Here is an 18,675-nt window from a genome sequence, read left to right on the forward strand (position 1 = left end):
GCAGCATTGTATCGATGAAGGAATTGATCTTGGCGGTGCACTGAAGGTGATAGGTTCAGCATGAGATTTTCGACATACTTCGCCCCGATCTCGTTGGCACTGGCACTTTCAGTCGCCAATCCGGGGTTAGCCGAAGAATCGCCCGCCAATGCCTCGACTCCGCCGGCTCCTTCAGGATTGTCTTGCGAGTTCTTGAGGTCGCCGGAGCGCACCGTGATTTACGATCCGGAACCCGAGTTTGCCTGGCGATGCGGAGCGGGTTTCAACGCCTACGCTCAATCGGCCTATCGAATAAAGCTGCAGAGGACTGACTTGCCCGAACAGGATCCTCAGACGTTACTTTGGGATTCGGGCCGTGTCGCAAGCGACCAATCAATCAACATCAAATACGGCGGGTCCCCCCTTGCCGCCGGTGGTCGCTATGAGTGGCGCGTGCAGTCCTGGAATTCTCAAGGCGAGCCATCCGCCTGGTCAGACCCGCAAGCGTTTAAGATGGCTGATGAGCCCAGTCCTCTTGCCACTTCGCGTTATGAAGTTGAAGCTTCGGCGGAGTCGCCCACTCGTGTCGTTGAGTTGGAGGCGGGCGAGTACCTGGCCGACTTTGGCCGGTCGGCCTTTGGTTTTCTGAAGTTGCGATTTCCGACAACTACTCGCGAGTCCCACACCCTCAGCGTGCGTTTTGGCGAGAAGCTGAAGAATGGCCACATCGACCACCACCCGGGCGGATCGATTCGTTCCTACCTGGTCAAGGTGCAGGTGCCCAAGGGGACCACCGAGTTCACCATCCGTCCCCCGCTAGACGATCGCAACACCAGTGGCAGCGCGATCCGACTTCCCGAATCCGTCGGCGTCGTGGCCCCGTTTCGTTATGCCGAAGTATCCGGACTACCGACGCCGCTCGAGTCGACACACCTCGATCGCGTCCGCTTCGACTATCCTTTTGACGAATCGGCTTCTTCCTTCGATTCCTCCGACGACACGTTGAATGCCATCTGGCAGCTCTGCAAGTACTCCATCCGTGCGACGACATTCTGTGGCGTCTATATCGATGGGGATCGGGAACGCATCCCCTACGAGGCGGACGCCTACATCAATCAGTTGTGCCATTACAATGTCGATAGCGAGTATGCATTGGCGCGTCACTCGCATGAATACCTGCTGCACCACCCGACTTGGCCAACCGAATGGAAACAGCATTCGATCCTCATGGCTTGGGAAGACTTTTTGTACACGGGGAACTCCGAGTCGATGCAGCACCATTACAACCTGCTTCGCCGTGAGAAATTGCTGTTATTCGCTGAGCGGCCAGATGGTTTGTTGGATACTTCGGAAGAAGGGTTTCGCGATATCGTCGACTGGCCTGCTGGTGAGCGAGACCATTACGACATGTGCGACGTTAATACGGTGGTGAACGCCTTTCACTATGCGACCTTGATTCGCATGTCCAGCATTGCAGAAGTGCTCGGCAAGTCGGAGGATAGCGAGCTCTTCGAGCGGAAGGCGGAGTCCCTTAAACTTGAGTTTAATCGGCAATTCTGGGACGAGGAGCGAGGTCTCTATGTTGATGGATTAGGCAGCCAACATTGCTCGCTTCATGCCAACTTATTCCCTCTGGCATTCGACCTGGTGCCTGTCGATCGGGTCGACTCCGTCGTCGCATTCCTCGAAGCGCAAGGCATGCGCTGCAGCGTGTACCCCGCTCAGTACCTTTTGGAAGGGCTCTACACGAATGATCAGTCCGAGCAGGCGTTGAGTTTACTGTGCTCCAAGAAGAAACGCAGTTGGTACAACATGATTCGGGCCGGTTCTACCATCACGCTCGAGGCATGGGACCGAGAGTACAAACCCAATCTCGATTGGAATCACGCATGGGGAGCGGCGCCCGCCAATCTGATACCAAGATACTTGGTAGGTGTGCGACCGGTTGAGCCTGGCTTCCGCAAGTTCGTCGTGCAGCCGCGCCCCGGTTCGTTGGAATCGTTTTCCGCGAAAGTGCCCAGCATCCGCGGCGCCATCGAAGTCAGTTATTCTGCATCCGGCGATGGCTACAAGTTGAAAGTAGCCGTACCAGGCAATTCGACTGCCCGAGTCGGCCTGCCACTGCTGGCAGGCAAGCCACCTGTGCATGTCACGCACAACGGGAAGCCCATAGAACTCCGCTCGGAAGGCCAGCATTGCTGGATTGAGGAGGTAGCGCCGGGCACGCATGTTTTCGATGCCTCTCTCACGGCTCCGCAAGCGTCCCAAGTCTTGAGGACTCGAACCTTGAATCTACTGACAAAGAATCGCTAAGCCTTTCGTAGGTGCTTGGACAAGCAGGGTTTCTTGTTTCCCTTATCACAGACTTGGTCGTTTTGCACACACCAGGCGTGCACTGACCAGCTCCCACCGACAGTACGAGTTGTTTCGTTAAGCTCTGAATCACCGATTGGCCAGCCACGCGTAAGTGTAGCCACGCCCCGACTTCAAGCATCGGCGGAAGACCCCGAGGCGCAGCTCATCTCGGCAGATTCGAGAAGCTCGGAACCTACCTCGGTTCCAAGCCCTGCGCTGCGAATTCCTGGTGATCCAACTCCTCGAGGGGCAACCTCACGGATACATAAAGATTGGCCGATGGAGCGCCCGTCGCTGATTCGTTGGCAGCCAACCTGTATGCCCACCGCGCAGTTCGAGCGACGATGCGACCTGGACAGAAGGCTTTCTCGACTCGGCACGTCGATTGCTCGGTTCTGCTGTCTTACTTATGGACCCAGTCGCGCCGCGCGCGATTCGCAAACCCTCAGCACATCGACAAGGAGAAAACCCTATGGCCACCCCATCCCTCCAAGGCAAGTCCATCGCCTTTCTCGCCACCGATGGCGTCGAACAAGTTGAACTCACCCAGCCGTGGGAGCAAATCAAAGCGGCCGGCGCCAAGGTCACGTTGGTATCGCTCGAATCGGGCCAGATCCAGGGCGTCCACCACGAGAAACAGGGTGACAAGTTCGACGTCGACGCCGTTGTTGATGATGTCAGCGCTGAACAGTTCGATGGCCTGGTGCTCCCCGGTGGTGTGTTCAATCCCGATGCGCTCCGCGTGAACGAAACGGCCGTTGACTTTGTCCGCGACTTTTTCAAGCAGCACAAACCGGTCGCCGCAATCTGCCACGGCCCCTGGATGCTGGTCGAAGCGAACGTAGTCGAAGGTCGCAAAGTGACCAGCTGGCCGAGCGTGAAAACCGACCTGAGAAACGCCGGTGCCGAGTGGGTCGACCAAGAATGCGTCTGCGACGAAGGGCTCGTGACCAGTCGCAATCCTGACGATCTCCCCGCCTTCTGCAGCAAGGCGATCGAAGAATTTGCCGAAGGCAAGCACGCCCAGCAGACGGTGTGATAGGGCTGGCGAGCTGTTAGACGATGCTTCGCGACTTTTGCCGCCGCCCCACACGCGGGTGGGGCGGCGGCCACGGTGCTCTCCATGGAACTGGAGTACAGGTTGTGGCGTGCAGCTAAGCATGTTGAGTCGCCGGCGTCGGACGTAAACGACGTGGTCCGATTTCAAAACTACTGGAAGGCTGGCGATCGAACCAAGGAGAAGCTGCGCGCCCAGCAAGCGATCCAACGAACCATCCTCAAAGACGAGCAAGTTGTATTTCAGCAAGAGGAAACCAACTCCATCGAAATCGACGCGGTGGTTGAAGCACTGGAAGCCACTCGAAATCCAACTCGGATGGAGATCGCAGTAACCAGCGGAGTGCCGCTATGGTCTACTGACTTCTACGTTTTCGCGGCAACGCGAGAACTTTCGCGTGTATGAAACTCGCTGTTGAAACGGCCGTTTGGAGTGGTCTAATGGGGTTGCGTGGCAATCCATGCGCGTCGGCTGTTGGGTAACTCGGTGGCCGGGGGTTCGAATCGATAAGCTGTTGGTGAGAGCCTCGTGCTGGAGATCGCCCTGGCTGGCCGCCAGCGCTGAATGGCAGAGCGAATTCCCCCCATCGTCGTTATTGAAGGGGTTTTGGTCGTTTTGGCGTGCGTGGGGGGACAAAACCCTTGGGGTTTTCGTGATGGCGGATTTTGTAACTCGTTTGCTTGCAGCAGGTTAGGAAATTGGGAGGCGCCAAATCGGCTGGAGTTTTGGTGCCTAAAATCGTACGTCGTATTGGTGTCCCAAAACCCTCAAGAATCTCCGGTCAACCGCATTCGACGCCAGCAGTAGACTGAACTCGGCACCGACCAATGGTCCTGCGGATCCGAGGACGAGCCGGCCCACTGGATGTTCCCTTTTTTCCGACCTTTCATCGAATGCGTTTGCTCTGGTGTTACGATCCAAATTCGGCCATAACGTTACCCCCCCAAATGACTCTCTCCCACGCGGTGCTCGGTATCGATGGCTCGAACAGGCAAACCTTCGGCTGGACTTCACTTCACGCATGCAATTCGTGCCGTGTGCGAGGATATGACTCGCCGGGTGGAGTTGCTGTCGCACATCGATATGAGTCGTGTGGCGGTGGGGTTTTGTCAGGCCCGAAAGCGGGTGCCGCACGGTCTGCAAGCATCGCTGACACCACTGCGGTTCGAGAACGGAGCACGGGACAGCCTGGTGCGGGGGCGGCGATACACATGCCAGTCGATTTTCGACCCTAGCGGCCGGGAGTATTTGTACCTGCTGAACTTCTATCTGCCGCGATTCTTGGATCACTCGCTGGGCGAGAAGCTCACGACCATCGTGCACGAACTGTGGCACATCAGTGAGAAGTTTGACGGCGATCTGAGGCGACACGAGGGGCGATGCTACGTGCACGGGCCGTCGCAACGGGAGTTCGACCGCACGGCGTCGAGGCTGGCCGGCGAGTGGTTGGCTAGCGAGCCGCCGACCGAGTTGTACGCCTTCCTGCGGTACAACTTTCGCGACTTGGTGAAACATTTCGGGCAGGTGTACGGCGAACGCTACCCGGTGCCGAAGCTGGTGGCAGCCAGGGGGCCAACGAAGGAAGCGTGCTAGCAAGTCTGGTGTTGACCGGCGGCGGCGAGCTTCCTAATGTGCGTAGCGAATTGTCTTTTCAACAGGTCAAGCCAAACCTTTGGCCGCGGCAATCGCCCTGCTTCGCGACAACGCGAAACTGGCTGCGATATCGCCATGGCAGAAAGACTCGCTTGACGAATCACTTATCTGAATTGGGAATCGTACGGTTGGCTAGTTCGCACTTAGCCTCGATCACAGTGTTGCTGTTGCTGTTGTCCAGCGGCGCAGGTTGTCAATCGATTGGCGACACCGGCAATCTGACGAGCGACTCGCTGCTCAAGGCGGCCGAAGCCTCGCCCGACGCCGTGACGCTCGACATCTACTGGGCGCGAACCACGCTGGACGACATGGAGTTCGGCTCGCGTTTGTGGAAGTCGGTGCAGGAGGATCGCATTCCGGTGGAGCTGCGTTGCCGGCTGGCCAATGAAGGGCTACGGGCAGGCGTGGTGAGTGGTACGCCGTGCGCGGAGCTCGTGGAGCTGCTGAATCCCAGCGGTGTGGATCTCGACACCGCCGAGGAACAGTCGGGCATGCTGTCGGCCAAACCGGCCCAAGTCACTCGGCGGTTGAAACAACTGCGGCCCGGCAAACGGCTCGAATTGCAGGCTGGCGAGGTGGTGCCGACTTTCACCCTGTTGCGGGGAGGCGCGTCGGGCCTGGTTGGCAAGGCATTCTCCGATGCCCAGGGAATGTACGCCGTAGAAATCGGCCAGCCGACCGGCGGCCAGGTGAGCCTGGAGCTGCTGCCCGAACTGCACCATGGCCAGCCGCAGATGAAGTACGTAAACCCCGGGCCGGGCATGGTCGTGGCGCAGCTGCGTCGGGAGGTGGAAGTTTTTGCCGAACTGAAAACCACCGTGGATCTATCGCCCGGCGAGATGCTGGTGGTCACCAGCCTGCCGGGCAGCAAGCACCGGCTGGGATCGCTGCTACACCATACGCTGTCGGACGAATCTCCCGAGCAGAAATACCTGCTTCTGCGTCTATCGCAACTGCCTCACACGGCCGTTCTGGCCGCTGACGAGAACGACGCCTGGCCCTGGAAATAGCCGGCCAGTATGTGCGTTTTGGCCCATGTGCGCGCGCTCTGACATGGCTTTGGACCCTCCCCCGTGTCTGATCCGCGCGCTACAATGCGTACTCCTGCAGGCTAATGTCTAACCTACCTCACATGAGGAGCCCTATCATGCCACTTGTACCAATGCGTTTGTTGCTGGACCATGCCGCCGAGAATGACTACGGCCTGGCCGCGTTTAATGTGAACAACATGGAACAGATTCAGGCCATCATGGAAGCGGCCGAAGAGACCAACTCGCCGGTAATCGTGCAAGCTTCGCGCGGTGCCCGCAAGTACTCGCAGGATGCTTACCTGAAGCATCTGATGCTGGCCGCTGCCGAACTGTATCCGAACATCCCTATCGTGATGCACCAAGATCACGGTAATAGCCCCGATACGTGCCAAAGCGCGATCGACAACGGCTTCACCAGCGTGATGATGGATGGCAGCTTGAAGGAAGATGGAAGCACGCCCGCCGATTACGACTACAACGTCAAAGTCACCAAGGAAGTCACCGAAGCCGCCCACAAGCAAGGCGTGAGCGTCGAGGGTGAACTGGGCTGCCTGGGTTCGCTCGAGACCGGTGGTGGTGAGCAGGAAGATGGCCACGGAGCTACCGAAGCTCTGTCGCGCGATCAACTGCTGACCGATCCGGACGAAGCCGAGCGGTTTGTCGCCGAGACCGGCGTCGACGCCCTGGCCGTGGCCATCGGCACCAGCCACGGTGCTTACAAGTTCACCAAGAAGCCCACCGGCGAAGTGCTGGCCATGGATCGCATCGAAGAGATCCACAAGCGTCTGCCCAATTGCCATCTGGTGATGCACGGTTCGAGCAGCGTTCCGCAAGAACTGCAGGACATCATCAACAAGTACGGTGGTGCCATGAAGCAGACCTACGGTGTGCCTGTCGAAGAGATTCAGAAGGGCATCAAGCACGGTGTGCGTAAGGTGAACGTCGATACCGACAACCGTATGGCCATCACCGGCGCCATCCGCAAGGTGTTCGCCGAGACGCCTGAGAAGTTCGATCCGCGTGACTACCTGAAGCCGGCCCGCGAAGCGATGAAGCAAGTCTGCATCGCCCGCATGACCGCCTTCGGTCAAGCTGGTTGGGCCGACAAGATCAAGCCGGTTTCGATCGACAAGTTCACCAGCTTCTACGCTGCTGTTTAGTCGAACAACCAAGTGCAAAACAGGACAGCCGGTGCCCCACGGGGGCGCCGGCTGTTTTTTTGTTTTTGGACACTCGTGTGGTAGAATGTGGGCAGGAGCACCACCGAAGCCCGGCGCTGGCTGGCCTTGAGCCGTGTGGGTGGTTGGCCCGAAGGGTCGAACGGTTGCCGTGTATCGTTTGCTCGATGACATCCGCGTACTGACCGAAGATCTTGAACTCACCGGCGAAGACGTCGTACTGGGCTCTGTGTTGCCGGTCGCGGAGCTTTTCGCCGAGCTTAATTGAGCCCCCTGCACAACGGAGTGATCCATGCGACTGGCATTTTTTGCAGTACTTCTCTGCGCCTCGAATCTCGCAATCGCCGACAAGGCGACCGAGTCCCAGCCAGAGATGTTGCTGGAACCGGCAACGCTGGTGGAGCATTTCGCGGGCCGGAAGGCGATCGGTGAGGAGAATGTGATCTTGCTCGATGTTCGCTCGGAAGAGGGCTTCGAGAAGGAGCACCTCCCCGGGGCTCGGCACATCGATGCGGGGAAGTGGAAAGCAGCTTTCGGCGACGGAACCGATGGCCAGGCGTGGTCGGAGCGAATCGCCAAAGCGTTAGTCACTCTGGAAGATGGAAGCACGGTGGTCGTGTACGACGAAGCCTTCAGCCCTTCAGCGGCACGCATCTGGTGGATTCTCAAGTACTGGGGCGTCGAAGATGTACGGGTGCTGAACGGCGGCCTCGCGGCCTGGAAATCGGCCGGTGGTGAGACGGTCAGCAGCCCGACCACAGTTCCCGATTCGCCCACGGAGTTCACGGCCAGGCCCAACCCCGATCGGTTGGCCACCTACCAGGATATGCAGCAGATTCTTGGTGCAGGCGGAGAGACTTGTGTAGTGGACACGCGTAGCGACGAAGAGAACACCGCGGGGTACATTCCCTCGGCCACGCATCTCAACTGGCAGGAGTTGATCGTCGCCGAAACCGGCAAGCTACGGCCGAAGAAGCAGCTGCAAACGCTGTTGGATCGCGTCGAGTTCGACCCCGCCACGCGTACAGTCACCTATTGCCACTCGGGCGGCCGGGCAGCCGTCATGGCGTTTGCCATGGAGCTTGCAAGCGGCAAACCGGTGGCTAACTACCACGGCAGTTGGAGCGACTGGACTCGTCACGGAGGCGAGCGAGCAGTCGACACATCCAACACCGGCCGATAACCATCCAACACGGACTGCACCCCGGGGCGAGCCACATTGATTCGTCGAAACATTCCCCTTATCGATCTTCCCGACAAGTGGCTTTTGCTTTCGCAGGTGGAGCATGCGCGGGTGAGTTTTGAGCTGGCCGAAGCATGGGGGGGCTCGCTGGACAGCGTCGTATGCGGGCCCAACGACCAGAACCCACACCTGCAGGAGGTCCGCCAAGAACTGTTGTCGGCCATCCTGCATCACGACGACGGCTGGGCCTCTTGGGAAGCAAGCCCACCCCTGGATTCGGAGCATGGCCGGCCATGGTCGTTCATGGAGATTCATCGCTCGCAGGCACTGCCATTGTGGCGCGACTCGGTGCTTCGAGCCTATAGACTGGGACCGTTGGCCGGCTGGGTGGTGGCGGGGCATTTTGCCCATCTTCTGCGTGAATCGCACGAGGCCCACTGCGAACTTAGCGAGCAATGGCTGGCCGAAGTCGATGTCTGGCGCGACGAATGGCTGGCCGAGTGGCGTTCGCTCAATCGGCCGGTGCACACTGCCGATCTAGCCGAGGAGTGCCTGGAGTGGTTAAGGCTGTTCGACTGGTTGAGCTTGTGGTTGTGCTGCTATTGTCCGGCCAGCCTGGGTGATCAGCGCTGCGACGCCATGAAGCTCGACACCGGCAATCTGAAAGCGACTCCAGTGACAGTGACTCCGGATAGCGAGCCACCAGACCAAGGCGATTGGCGGGTGAGAGTGGAGCCATGGTGCTTCGACGCGGACCGCCTGGAGCTTGATGCACTCGGTTACACGGTGCCCGCTCAGCAGTACAACAGCACGGGCGAAATGGCCAAGAGCCGCTCGCCAATGCGGCTTCGATGGACGCTGATGCCGGGTTGAGCCAGTAGAAGACGACCGCAGAAAAACAGAAAGGGCAGGACGAGCTAGCTCGCCCTGCCCTGTAGGCAAGGTCAATGGTCAGAGGAGGGGGGACTCTCTGATTTCAATCCATTCAGCAGACCTTAGCGAATCCTTCCTAGGGAGATTTTACAGTCGAGACAGGAGCAGCTGACGTTCGAAGACCATTTCCTTTGGCAGGCGGTCGTGCAGATCGATGAACAGCTTCTCGTGGTTCAACGTGGCTTGCCGCCAACCTTCGCGGTCGACTTCCATCAGGTAGTCCCACTTTTCCTTCGGGAAATCTAGACCAGTCCAGTCGATGTCCTCATAGTGAGGCACCCAACCCAGCGGAGTTTCCTTACCAACCGCACGGCCGCGGACGCGATCGACAATCCAGCGAAGGATTCTCATGTTCTCGCCGAAGCCCGGCCACATGAACTTGCCGTTTTCGTCCTTACGGAACCAGTTGACGTGGAAGATTCTCGGAGTTTCCGTCAGGCTGCGACCCATCTTGATCCAGTGACGGAAGTAGTCGCCCATGTGATAACCACAGAACGGCAGCATCGCGAAAGGATCGTTGCGAAGTTCACCCAGCCCGCCAGCGGCGGCGGCAGTTTTCTCCGAACCCATCGTGGCACCGATGTACACGCCATGCGTCCAGTTGATGCCTTGGAAGATCAGCGGCACCAGCGACATCCGGCGACCACCGAACACAAAGGCTCCGATCGGCACACCGGCAGGGTCTTCCCAGGCGGGGTCGATTGTCGGGCACTGCCCAGCGGGGGCCGTGAACCGGGCGTTGGGGTGCGACGACGGCGTGTCGGAGTCCGGCGTCCAGGGATTGCCCTTCCAGTCGGTCAACTTGGCCGGTGGTTCATCGGTCATATCTTCCCACCACACGTCGCCGTCTTCGGTCAACGCGCAGTTGGTGAAGATGCTGTTCTTCGCACAAGAGATCATCGCGTTCGGATTCGAATCGAACGAGGTGCCAGGTGCGACGCCGAAGTAACCATACTCGGGGTTGATGGCATGCAGACGGCCATCTTCACCCGGTTTGATCCAGGCAATGTCGTCGCCCACGGTCCAGACTTTCCAACCAGCGTCTTCCAAGGGCTTTGGAGGAATCAGCATGGCAAAGTTGGTCTTGCCGCAGGCACTTGGGAAGGCGGCCGCTACGTAGGTCTTTTCGCCTTCGGGCGATTCGACGCCCAGGATCAGCATGTGCTCGGCCATCCAGCCTTCGTCGCGAGCCATGCAGGAGGCAATCCGCAGTGCGAAGCACTTCTTGCCCAACAGGGCGTTACCACCGTAGCCACTACCGTAGGACCAGATTTCGCGAGACTCTGGGTAGTGAACGATATACTTGTTGTCAGCGTTGCAGGGCCACTTGGAATCTTCTTGGCCCGGTTCGAGCGGAGCGCCAACGGAGTGAACGCAGGGAATGAAGTCCATCTCTTCATTCTTGTTCAGCAGGTTCGCGACGGCTTGGCCCATGCGGGTCATGATCCGCATGTTGACCACCACGTAGGGCGAGTCCGTCAGTTCCACACCAATGTGAGCGATTGGCGAACCGATGGGGCCCATGCTGAACGGGATGACGTAGAGCGGACGACCCTTCATGCAGCCTTGGAACAGGCCGGAGAGCTTCTTCCGCATCTTGTCGGGGTCTTCCCAGTTGTTGGTCGGACCCGCATCGTCCGGACTGCGCGAACAGATGAACGTGCGATCTTCGACGCGAGCAACGTCGGCCGGATCGCTGCGGAACAGGAAGCTATTGGGTCGCTTCTCTTCGTTCAGCTTGATGGCCATTCCACTGTCGACCATCTGCTTGCAGAGCGTATCGTACTCTTCCTGCGAACCGTCGCACCAGTGAATGTAATCGGGTGTGGTGAGCTCAGCGATCTCCATGACCCACTCACGCAATTTTTCATTTTGGACGTCCCCGCCCCCTACTTCTTTGTAGCTCATGGTATTCAGTTTCCTGCTGAGTTGAGGTTTGCTGGTCCCTACGGCTCTTCAACCGACATTCAGAACTCGAGAACCTCCCGGGCCTTTCCACCCGCCTGGGGACGCGCGGTGGAGCGCAGTCCGGGAAAGTTTTTGCAGCGTATCGGAGCAAGACGCGTGCCACAACCCAGTGGAATATTAAACGTCCAAAACAAGCAGGTTTACGACCATTCCGCACATGCACATGGAGTATTGCCGCGCGGTATCGCACGGCGAGTGTGCACACCGTGCCAGAAAGCGAAAAGAAACGGACGCTCTTTTGCAAACTCCGACAACCAAATACGCCGTGACTCGGCGTTGGCTGAAACGATATCTATATCGTCTAGGGAGCTTTGGCGTCGGCCTCGTCTGGAGGCGTTGGATCAAACCCCGTGTCGACCAGTATGTATCCGCTCCAAAAGAACGGATGCTCGGCCGGAAGCGGCTCGGCGCCTTCGTCTCCACGGCGGTAACGTGGCTCCTGGGCGGCGTCCAAATCGGTGCGGCGGGCGAGGGCCACGCTGCGTCGCCATGCCTGGTCGGCCGCGGTATGGGGCAGCTCGAGCGTCATCTCCCGCAATAAGTCGCGGTGCGTCTTGCCACTGGTCTGCCAGCGACTCATCAACACAGTCTTTGCCCCGCTTGCCAGCAGCGCGCAGTGTGCCTGGAACATCTCAGGCCCGGCATTTACCGCGTCGTTGCGCCCGCGCCCTCGCGATTTGAGTCCCGTCTCGGCAGCCGTATGCACGCCCCCGAGCAACAGTCGCTGGCAATCGGGCAGCGGCAAGGTAAGCCAGTGGCTCAACGCGCTTTGGCTCGAGGATCGGTCTAACGGGACCGGTGTGAAGTTGTAGGGCTCGGTGGGATCGAGGGTGGCGTCTGCTAGCACAATTGCCTGCTCGGCCAGCCCCGCTATCAGCGACGAGCCGACCGCCACAGGAGTGTCGATAACCGCCGAACCGGTTGCCGTGGCGGCGAGTTCCTCAAGCGCCTGTTGCGGCAGATAGCCACCAGCGCCCGTGCCGGATGACGCTGCAATCAACGTCGTGCGAATGGGCCGAGGGCGGATGCGATCGGGCGCCGCCCAGCCGAGTGTCGGCACATAACGGACGGGCGTCCGGTCGATGATCATGTCCTTGTTTCCGCCGGTACTCGGCATCAACGGTTCAATGGGGGCGTGCCACAAGATGCCATCGGGTACGATGATCAGTTCGGTGGTACTGGCCAGGTCAAGCCGCGACTCGGCGAACAGCATGTCGCCAAACTGCTTCGCCATGGGGGCCCAACCGTCGATTGCCAGATTGCTGGCATCCAACTCGCGATTCTGGGTAAAGTGCCCCATGGTCCTCAGCATCTCGACCGTCTTCTCCGCCAGCGGACCAGCTTCGGGCAACTGCCAATGGTGGTACGCCTGTTGGGTGAGAATGAAGGCGAAGAAGGAATTGGCCGACTGGTGAAACACGATCACCGCCTGCCCCTGCTTGAGCTGCTGCTGCAGGTCCTTGGCAAGCACCGCGGGTGGCAGCAGCAGTGCGGTGGGATCGCGACGTAGCACCAATTGGCGAACCAGGGTTTCACGCTGTTCGGCATTCTTCGCCAGCCGTTTTAGCTGGCCGTAGCGTTCCTGCGGTACCCGGCCTTCGCCATCGGCCAGCGGTTCGGCTTCCAGTTGTTTGTGGAGATCGGCGGCCTCGTCCAGCAGTTGTTTGTATTCGGGGACTCGCAACATCAAATTGCGATGTTCAACCGAAGCATCTGGGGGCAGTTGGGCGGGATCAGCCTCCAGTAGATTGCGAATTGCCAACAGCCGACCGCCGACGGGTTGGGCGGACCAGAATCGACGACGCTTGGTAATGTCGGCAATATCGATGGCCGGCAAGATCTCATCGCGACTCAGCGCAGACAGCAGCCAACGGCGGAGCGGACCCTCATAGGAAGTGGACAAATTGACGAGCACTTCCAACGGATCGCTGGCCCAATCCTTGCTCGCCGGGTCTCGCAACAGCAGGGCGTACAGGTCGACCGCGACGCGCGATGAGACTTGGCCGCTATCGATGCGCTCGTTGGTCAGGACAATCTGGTGGTGGCGGAGTGAGTGGGTGGCTTCCAGTGCAACGGCCTCGGCCGTCGCCTTATCGCCCTGAGCGATGTTGCCTTCGAGGTAGGCGATAAAGGCCTCGACGTATCGACGCTCCGACGCAATGCGGCAGGTTCGCAGGTCGCGTCGGCGGGCCGAGATGCCGCGCAGCATGTTGGTGGCCCCGTTGGCATCGCCAGCAGAGACCAATTCCTCGGCGCTGGCCGTTAGGCAGATGGCCGCCAGGTAGTCGAGATTCTTTCGGTCGGCCCAGTTTGCCGCCGTGGCGAGGGCGGGCATGGCTCCGGTGTTGCCACCGGCCATCCAAGCCCGATGGATCATTTCGAATGAAGACGCCAGCACATCGTAGTCGTCGTAAGCGTAGCCGGCGTAGCTGGCTTCGGTGGCCAGTCCTAATGCCGCCTTGGCGTTGCCCGACTCCATAGCCACCTGCGCTTGCGCCAACAGTGCAACGCCTGTTAGCGGGTGATCGAACCGACCATCCACCAGCGTGCTTCGGGAGAGGTTGGCCAGGGCCTGCTGCGACTCGCCGACCCCTTGCTGTGCCAGTCCCAGGAGGATCCCGGTCCAGGCGTTCGACCAGTGATTTCGAGCGGTGTTGCCGCCCCGCGCCAGAGCATCCACCAGGTCCTTGCTGGTTCGGTCGTACTTGCCCAGCGGTCCCAGGATCTCGTTGCGTCGGCGGATCGACAGTGCGGTGGCGCGCATCACTTCAATCACATTTAGCCGCCAGAACTGCGGCGACTGCAGAGCGCCTCCCTGGCGGACCCGATTTTCGGTAAGGAACTCGCCCTGAGTGACGAGCATGGTGTCGCTGAATATGCCGTAGGTTGGTCGCCGGGTGGATGTACCCCAGGGAGCAATGCGACGTTGGACGTTGCTGTCCACCCGAGGATTCTGGAAGCGAACCGAAAGTAGCCAGCGGGGATAGGTCAGGAATAACTCGCACGCCGCATCGAACTCGGCCAGCGCTTCACGCGGGTACCCCATCTGGTAGTAGGTCTCGCCAAGCATGGCGCGATAGCAAATCGAATCGACCCAGCGAGCCAGGCCTACACGAATGCCTCCTCGCAACTCACCCCGAAATCCCCGCAGCGCGTCACGATGATCGGCGCGATAAAGCTGCTCGATCGTGGCGAAATAGGACTGCCCCGGATCGGTCCGGTCCTGAGCCGACGCTTCTTGGGCCGGCCAGCCGCCGCCGGCTAGCAGCAATGTCGTGACGGCACTTGCTAGCACCCAATGGCGGCGAACGGGACCTTCGGAAAAGAGGTTCAACATGGTGGAGCGGGGTTGGGGGAGCGAATCGGCGCGAATAAACGTATTCTACCATTCGCTTCCAATCCAGGCGATTTATCCCAGCTTAACAGGCATTTGGCCAGATTCCGGCGGAAAAGTCGGATCCGGCCGCTCCCGGGCAAAGTTTTCCCCGCTTCAGCTAAACCCTGACGGTTGCGCGGACGATAACGGTAGTAACGGTTCGCCAGTGCGCGACCCACTCGTCCATTTGCCGCCGGTTCTTCGCTCACTATCAATTGCCGAACCGAAATTGCCATGAACAAGCCAACGGTCTCAAGAATGAACCAGAAACTCTCGCAAGCCGCGTGCGGTGCGGTGATCCTCGCCTCGATGGCTCTCACCGGTTGCCAGGGCGTGTACTCGGGGCAGGTGCTGCCTAGCCCCTGGTACCTGCAGGACGACGTGCAGTACTTCGCCCCAGGTCCCGAGTTTAAGCTGTCCAAAGAAGCTCAGGCGATGGAAGAAGCGAAGGCCGAGATCGAGAGCGTTCCACAGGCTCGCTAGTCTCTGCTTAGCCGCCAACCGCTAGTCTTACGGTGCTGGCCGTCCGCTGCCGAAGCCATCCGCTCGCGCGGATCAGTTGCGGACCTATCGCCGTGGCGGGCGTATGCGTCACCCGGTGGCGATTGACTACCGACGTGCGCAGCCGGCTCTTGTAGCATTCGTTGCCGGGTCCCAGGTCGAACGACTGATCGCCACGGCGGAAACTATCTTCAACCAGCCGCGACATCAGTGCTGTGCCCACGCCGCTCACGGGTGCGTCGGCGCAGTAGCCCATGCGTAGGCCCATTACGCGGCCTTCGCAGCGATAGCCGTACCAGAACGCCACGGGGCGACCCGAAAGTCGAAGTACCGCCAAGTCGACCATACCCAACCGACTGGCGGCCGCGTGGGTGTCGCGGAAGAAGCTCACCAGTTTAGGGTGCGAGAGCGTATTACCGGTCGCCGACGTATTTTGCCAACTCTGGCGGGCTACTTCCTCGCATTGGTCGTACAGTTCCCAAGCAGGGTCACCATCACCATCGCGACGCGGCTCGGGGCGGTGACGCACGAACTCGGCTTCGCCCCAATCGGTAACTCTCCGACTCACTCGCCGCAACTCGTGCCGCCGCTTCCGCGATAGATTGGCCTGGTAGCTTTCCCAATTGCCCAACGCCGCGCAGTCGATCAACGAGGTCATGCCCTGTGGCATCACTCGTGGCGGCAATCCAACCTGTCGGAGCGCATTGAACGTGCGCCCATGATCGCGACTGTCATGGGCAATCCATGGCAGTTCCAACTGATCCCAGTCGCGCGGACTGGAAGCAACATGGCGAAGCGCGGTAAGCAGTGTGGCAGTAGGGCTGGGGCCGATTGGGCCGTAGAAAGAGCCCCAGTCGTCGAGTGGGTACGTGAGCACTCGCAGCGAGCCAAGCCGATGCCGACGTCGCACCACACAGAGGGGCAGAATACCAATGCCCTGCCCGGCCGCTCGCACCACCAGCACTCTCAGCCGCTTTCCGCTACCGAAGTGTCGCCAGTAGTTTTCCAGCCAATCGAACGTGTGCAGAAACGTGGCGTTGGGAGTATCCGCCAGCAACGAATCCCACATCAGGCGGTAGCGACTTAGCGAGCGGAGGTCATTTACCTCGACGACTTCAGCCATGGAAGTTCGTCCAATCTTGTTGGGAAGAGAATCGTGACAAGTGCGGGACACAGAACGTGGTACCCTTGCGGAGGAGCAAACCGCAACCAGCGTGCCAACCATGCCCCTCCGCAGCCAGCGGCCCTCCCAATCGTTACAATTGCCAGTTCCCGGCGAAAACGCAAGCAAAAACCGGCGCAGCCCCCTGCAGCAGGTGTAGATTCTGCAAGTCGGGTGCTGCAAAAACACCTCGCGGACACCCAGCAGGGTGCCGCCCAACCAGCTTCTTTCGTACGACCGCATGAATCCCCAGATCCGCTCACGCATCGAGGCGATCCACGCCGCCGAAGTACAGTTCGTCCTGGCCGTTACCGGCGGCGGGGCCTCCGCCATTGGCGACCTACTGTCCGTGCCCGGTGGCTCGCGCTCGGTGCTCGACGCCCAGGTGCCGTACAGCCCGCAAGCGCTGGCCAAGTGGATCGGCGCCCAACCGGAGCAATCCTGCAGCGAGCGAACGGCCCGTGCCATGGCCATGGCGGCCTACATGTGGGCCCGGCAACTCAGCACCTCGGAAGGTCCATTGGCCGGCGTGTCGGCCACAGCATCGTTGGCTTCCGATCGCCCCAAGAAAGGTCCCCATCGGGTGCACGTCGCTTTCCAGACCATCAGCACCACCTGCGCGCTGACGCTGGAACTGAATAAGGGCAAACGCACCCGCGAAGAAGAGGAGCAATTGGCCGCCGAGTTGGTACTGTACGCCGCGGCCGAAGCAGCAGGGATCGAACCCACCTTCGAACTACAACTGGCAGAAGACGAGAAAGTGGTTCGTCGCCGTATCGAGGCGCTGCCTTCTTGGCGAACGCTGCTGACCGGCGAGCAATCGGTCGTGGAGATGAACTGCCGCGGCGCCACCGATTCGATCGCCCTGTTCCCCGGCGCGTTCAACCCGCTGCACGCTGGCCACGTGGAGATGGCCGCCATCGCCGAGCAAGTGCTCGACTGCCACGTGCTGTACGAACTGTCGATCGCCAACGTCGACAAGCCGCCACTGGACTACGTGGAGATCGAGTCGCGCGCGCTGCAGTTCGAAGAGAAGCCACTGGTGCTCACCCGCGCCGCCACGTTCGTCGAGAAGGCGCGCCTCTATCCCGAAACGCCTTTCATCTGCGGTGCCGACACCATCATGCGGATCGGCCAGGCCAAGTACTACGGCGGCAGCATCAAAGCACGCGACGCCGCCATCGCCGAACTCACCGAATTGGGCTCCAGCTTCCTGGTCTTCGGCCGCGAACTGGAGGGTGCCTACTGCACGCTCGAAACGCTCCGCCTGCCCAAAAGCCTGGTCGACATCAGCTCGTCGATCTCCGAATCGACGTTCCGTAACGACGTCTCCAGCACCCAACTCCGCGGTGAGTAACGGTGTCCGTTTGCTCCGCAAACGAGCGTTCCCCACAACCGGACCGCCTCGCGGTCCGCGAAGTCCACTCGATTTTACCCCGGTGGCCAGCGGTTGGGGTTGCGGTACGCGCTATCCACCAGGGCAGCCAACCACATCAGAAATGCAGTCGGTAACATGCAGTCGCCAATCAGATGCGCTAAGTCGCCCCCGTGACCGAGTGCGGGAAATACCAGCAAGAAACTGAATAGCACGCTGGGAGTAAGAATCACCAGGGTCCTCCAGCGTTTATTCGACACCGCCAGAGCCCACCCGGCAATGGCCAATGCAGGCAGCAACGGCAACAGTATCCACCCCACAATCAGTGCTTGATAGGGGAATATAGCCGCCAACCCCATCACCACGCAGAACAGCGTGACTCCAATTAGCAGTCGTCGCAGTGTGAATCGTGGAGCAGGCATAGGGTTATTCTAACAGCCGGACCGCCACGCGCGTGCGCGAGTGATGGTCAACCTTCATTCGGCGGCCTGCGCCTCTTCGATTCCAGCCAGCTATCCACCGCCGCCGCCACGCCCATGGCGAGTGTGGCGGGCAAGGTATAGTGAAAGATGTTGAAGCTGAAGGATTGCCAGAAACCGGGAGGCCCTCCTTCAAAGAAGAAGATCTCCAGCGGCATCAGCACCAGTCCCGCCGCAAAGCCGACGGCCAGAATCTTGAGTGTCCGCCCTCGGTTGTGCGAAACGACCATCGCCCAAAGGGCGATAGCGATTGCCGGCAAACGCAGCACCACACCCCACATCGCGTCGGCCGCCGATTCGGGAAACTTCGCCATCAATCCCAGCGTCGCGCACAGTACCGTGACGCCTATCATCAGTCGGCCGAGAGTGAATTGGGAACGGGGCATGAGGGTATTCTAGCAACTGCGGCTCCCTCCTCGCTGACTGTTTCCTGGTGCCTCACGTT

15 protein-coding genes are annotated in these 18,675 nt (G+C 60.0%); 10 read left to right on the forward strand and 5 right to left on the reverse strand.

The window, feature by feature from the left end:
• The first annotated feature begins 60 nt into the window (after positions 1-60).
• From NG895_RS05115 to NG895_RS05150, 8 genes are all read left to right on the forward strand, one after another.
• Entirely contained in the window at positions 61-2,292 is a 2,232-nt protein-coding gene (locus tag NG895_RS05115; RefSeq protein WP_252851383.1) for an alpha-L-rhamnosidase-related protein, read from the forward strand.
• 514 nt (positions 2,293-2,806) lie between these two features.
• A complete protein-coding gene (locus NG895_RS05120) occupies positions 2,807-3,373 on the forward strand; it encodes a type 1 glutamine amidotransferase domain-containing protein (RefSeq protein ID WP_252851384.1) in 567 nt (188 codons plus the stop codon).
• An 84-nt stretch (positions 3,374-3,457) separates the two neighbouring features.
• The gene (locus NG895_RS05125) at positions 3,458-3,796 is read left to right on the forward strand and encodes a hypothetical protein (RefSeq protein WP_252851385.1); all 339 of its coding nucleotides are present in this window, start codon (positions 3,458-3,460) and stop codon (positions 3,794-3,796) included.
• Between the two features lie 573 nt (positions 3,797-4,369).
• Positions 4,370-4,984, forward strand: coding sequence for a hypothetical protein (locus tag NG895_RS05130; RefSeq protein WP_252851386.1), 615 nt, complete (start codon positions 4,370-4,372; stop codon positions 4,982-4,984).
• A gap of 188 nt (positions 4,985-5,172) precedes the next feature.
• Entirely contained in the window at positions 5,173-6,054 is an 882-nt protein-coding gene (locus NG895_RS05135; protein ID WP_252851387.1) for a hypothetical protein, read from the forward strand.
• Positions 6,055-6,191: 137 nt separating this feature from the next.
• On the forward strand, positions 6,192-7,235 hold the full coding sequence (fba, locus tag NG895_RS05140) for a class II fructose-bisphosphate aldolase (RefSeq protein ID WP_252851388.1): 1,044 nt from the start codon (positions 6,192-6,194) through the stop codon (positions 7,233-7,235).
• Positions 7,236-7,545: 310 nt separating this feature from the next.
• Positions 7,546-8,436, forward strand: a complete 891-nt coding sequence (locus tag NG895_RS05145) for a sulfurtransferase (protein WP_252851389.1) — start codon at positions 7,546-7,548, stop codon at positions 8,434-8,436.
• A 36-nt stretch (positions 8,437-8,472) separates the two neighbouring features.
• Positions 8,473-9,309 (forward strand): DUF3891 family protein, encoded by an 837-nt coding sequence (locus tag NG895_RS05150; RefSeq protein WP_252851390.1) that lies wholly within the window; start codon positions 8,473-8,475, stop codon positions 9,307-9,309.
• A 147-nt stretch (positions 9,310-9,456) separates the two neighbouring features.
• Here NG895_RS05150 and NG895_RS05155 read toward each other — a convergent pair whose 3' ends face one another.
• Together NG895_RS05155 and NG895_RS05160 are read right to left on the reverse strand one after the other, a co-directional pair.
• Positions 9,457-11,277 (reverse strand): phosphoenolpyruvate carboxykinase (GTP), encoded by a 1,821-nt coding sequence (locus NG895_RS05155; RefSeq protein WP_252851394.1) that lies wholly within the window; start codon positions 11,275-11,277, stop codon positions 9,457-9,459.
• Positions 11,278-11,638: 361 nt separating this feature from the next.
• On the reverse strand, positions 11,639-14,674 hold the full coding sequence (locus NG895_RS05160; protein ID WP_252851395.1) for a CHAT domain-containing protein: 3,036 nt from the start codon (positions 14,672-14,674) through the stop codon (positions 11,639-11,641).
• 273 nt (positions 14,675-14,947) lie between these two features.
• Between NG895_RS05160 and NG895_RS05165 the strand changes: the two genes are divergently transcribed.
• A complete protein-coding gene (locus tag NG895_RS05165) occupies positions 14,948-15,196 on the forward strand; it encodes a hypothetical protein (RefSeq protein ID WP_252851396.1) in 249 nt (82 codons plus the stop codon).
• A 7-nt stretch (positions 15,197-15,203) separates the two neighbouring features.
• On the opposite strand, the gene NG895_RS05170 is transcribed toward NG895_RS05165, so the two are convergent.
• Entirely contained in the window at positions 15,204-16,337 is a 1,134-nt protein-coding gene (locus tag NG895_RS05170) for a GNAT family N-acetyltransferase (RefSeq protein ID WP_252851397.1), read from the reverse strand.
• Positions 16,338-16,617: 280 nt separating this feature from the next.
• On the opposite strand from NG895_RS05170, the gene NG895_RS05175 reads away from it, so the two are divergent.
• Positions 16,618-17,733, forward strand: a complete 1,116-nt coding sequence (locus tag NG895_RS05175; protein WP_252851398.1) for a nucleotidyl transferase family protein — start codon at positions 16,618-16,620, stop codon at positions 17,731-17,733.
• A 74-nt stretch (positions 17,734-17,807) separates the two neighbouring features.
• Here the strand turns inward: NG895_RS05175 and NG895_RS05180 are convergent, their stop codons facing one another.
• Together NG895_RS05180 and NG895_RS05185 are read right to left on the reverse strand one after the other, a co-directional pair.
• Positions 17,808-18,173, reverse strand: a complete 366-nt coding sequence (locus NG895_RS05180) for a hypothetical protein (RefSeq protein ID WP_252851399.1) — start codon at positions 18,171-18,173, stop codon at positions 17,808-17,810.
• A gap of 47 nt (positions 18,174-18,220) precedes the next feature.
• Complete coding sequence (locus NG895_RS05185; RefSeq protein WP_252851400.1) at positions 18,221-18,616, reverse strand: hypothetical protein; 396 nt, start codon at positions 18,614-18,616, stop codon at positions 18,221-18,223.
• Positions 18,617-18,675 lie beyond the last annotated feature (59 nt).

The organism is Aeoliella straminimaris, from assembly GCF_024054565.1.
Lineage (GTDB): Bacteria > Planctomycetota > Planctomycetia > Pirellulales > Lacipirellulaceae > Aeoliella > Aeoliella straminimaris.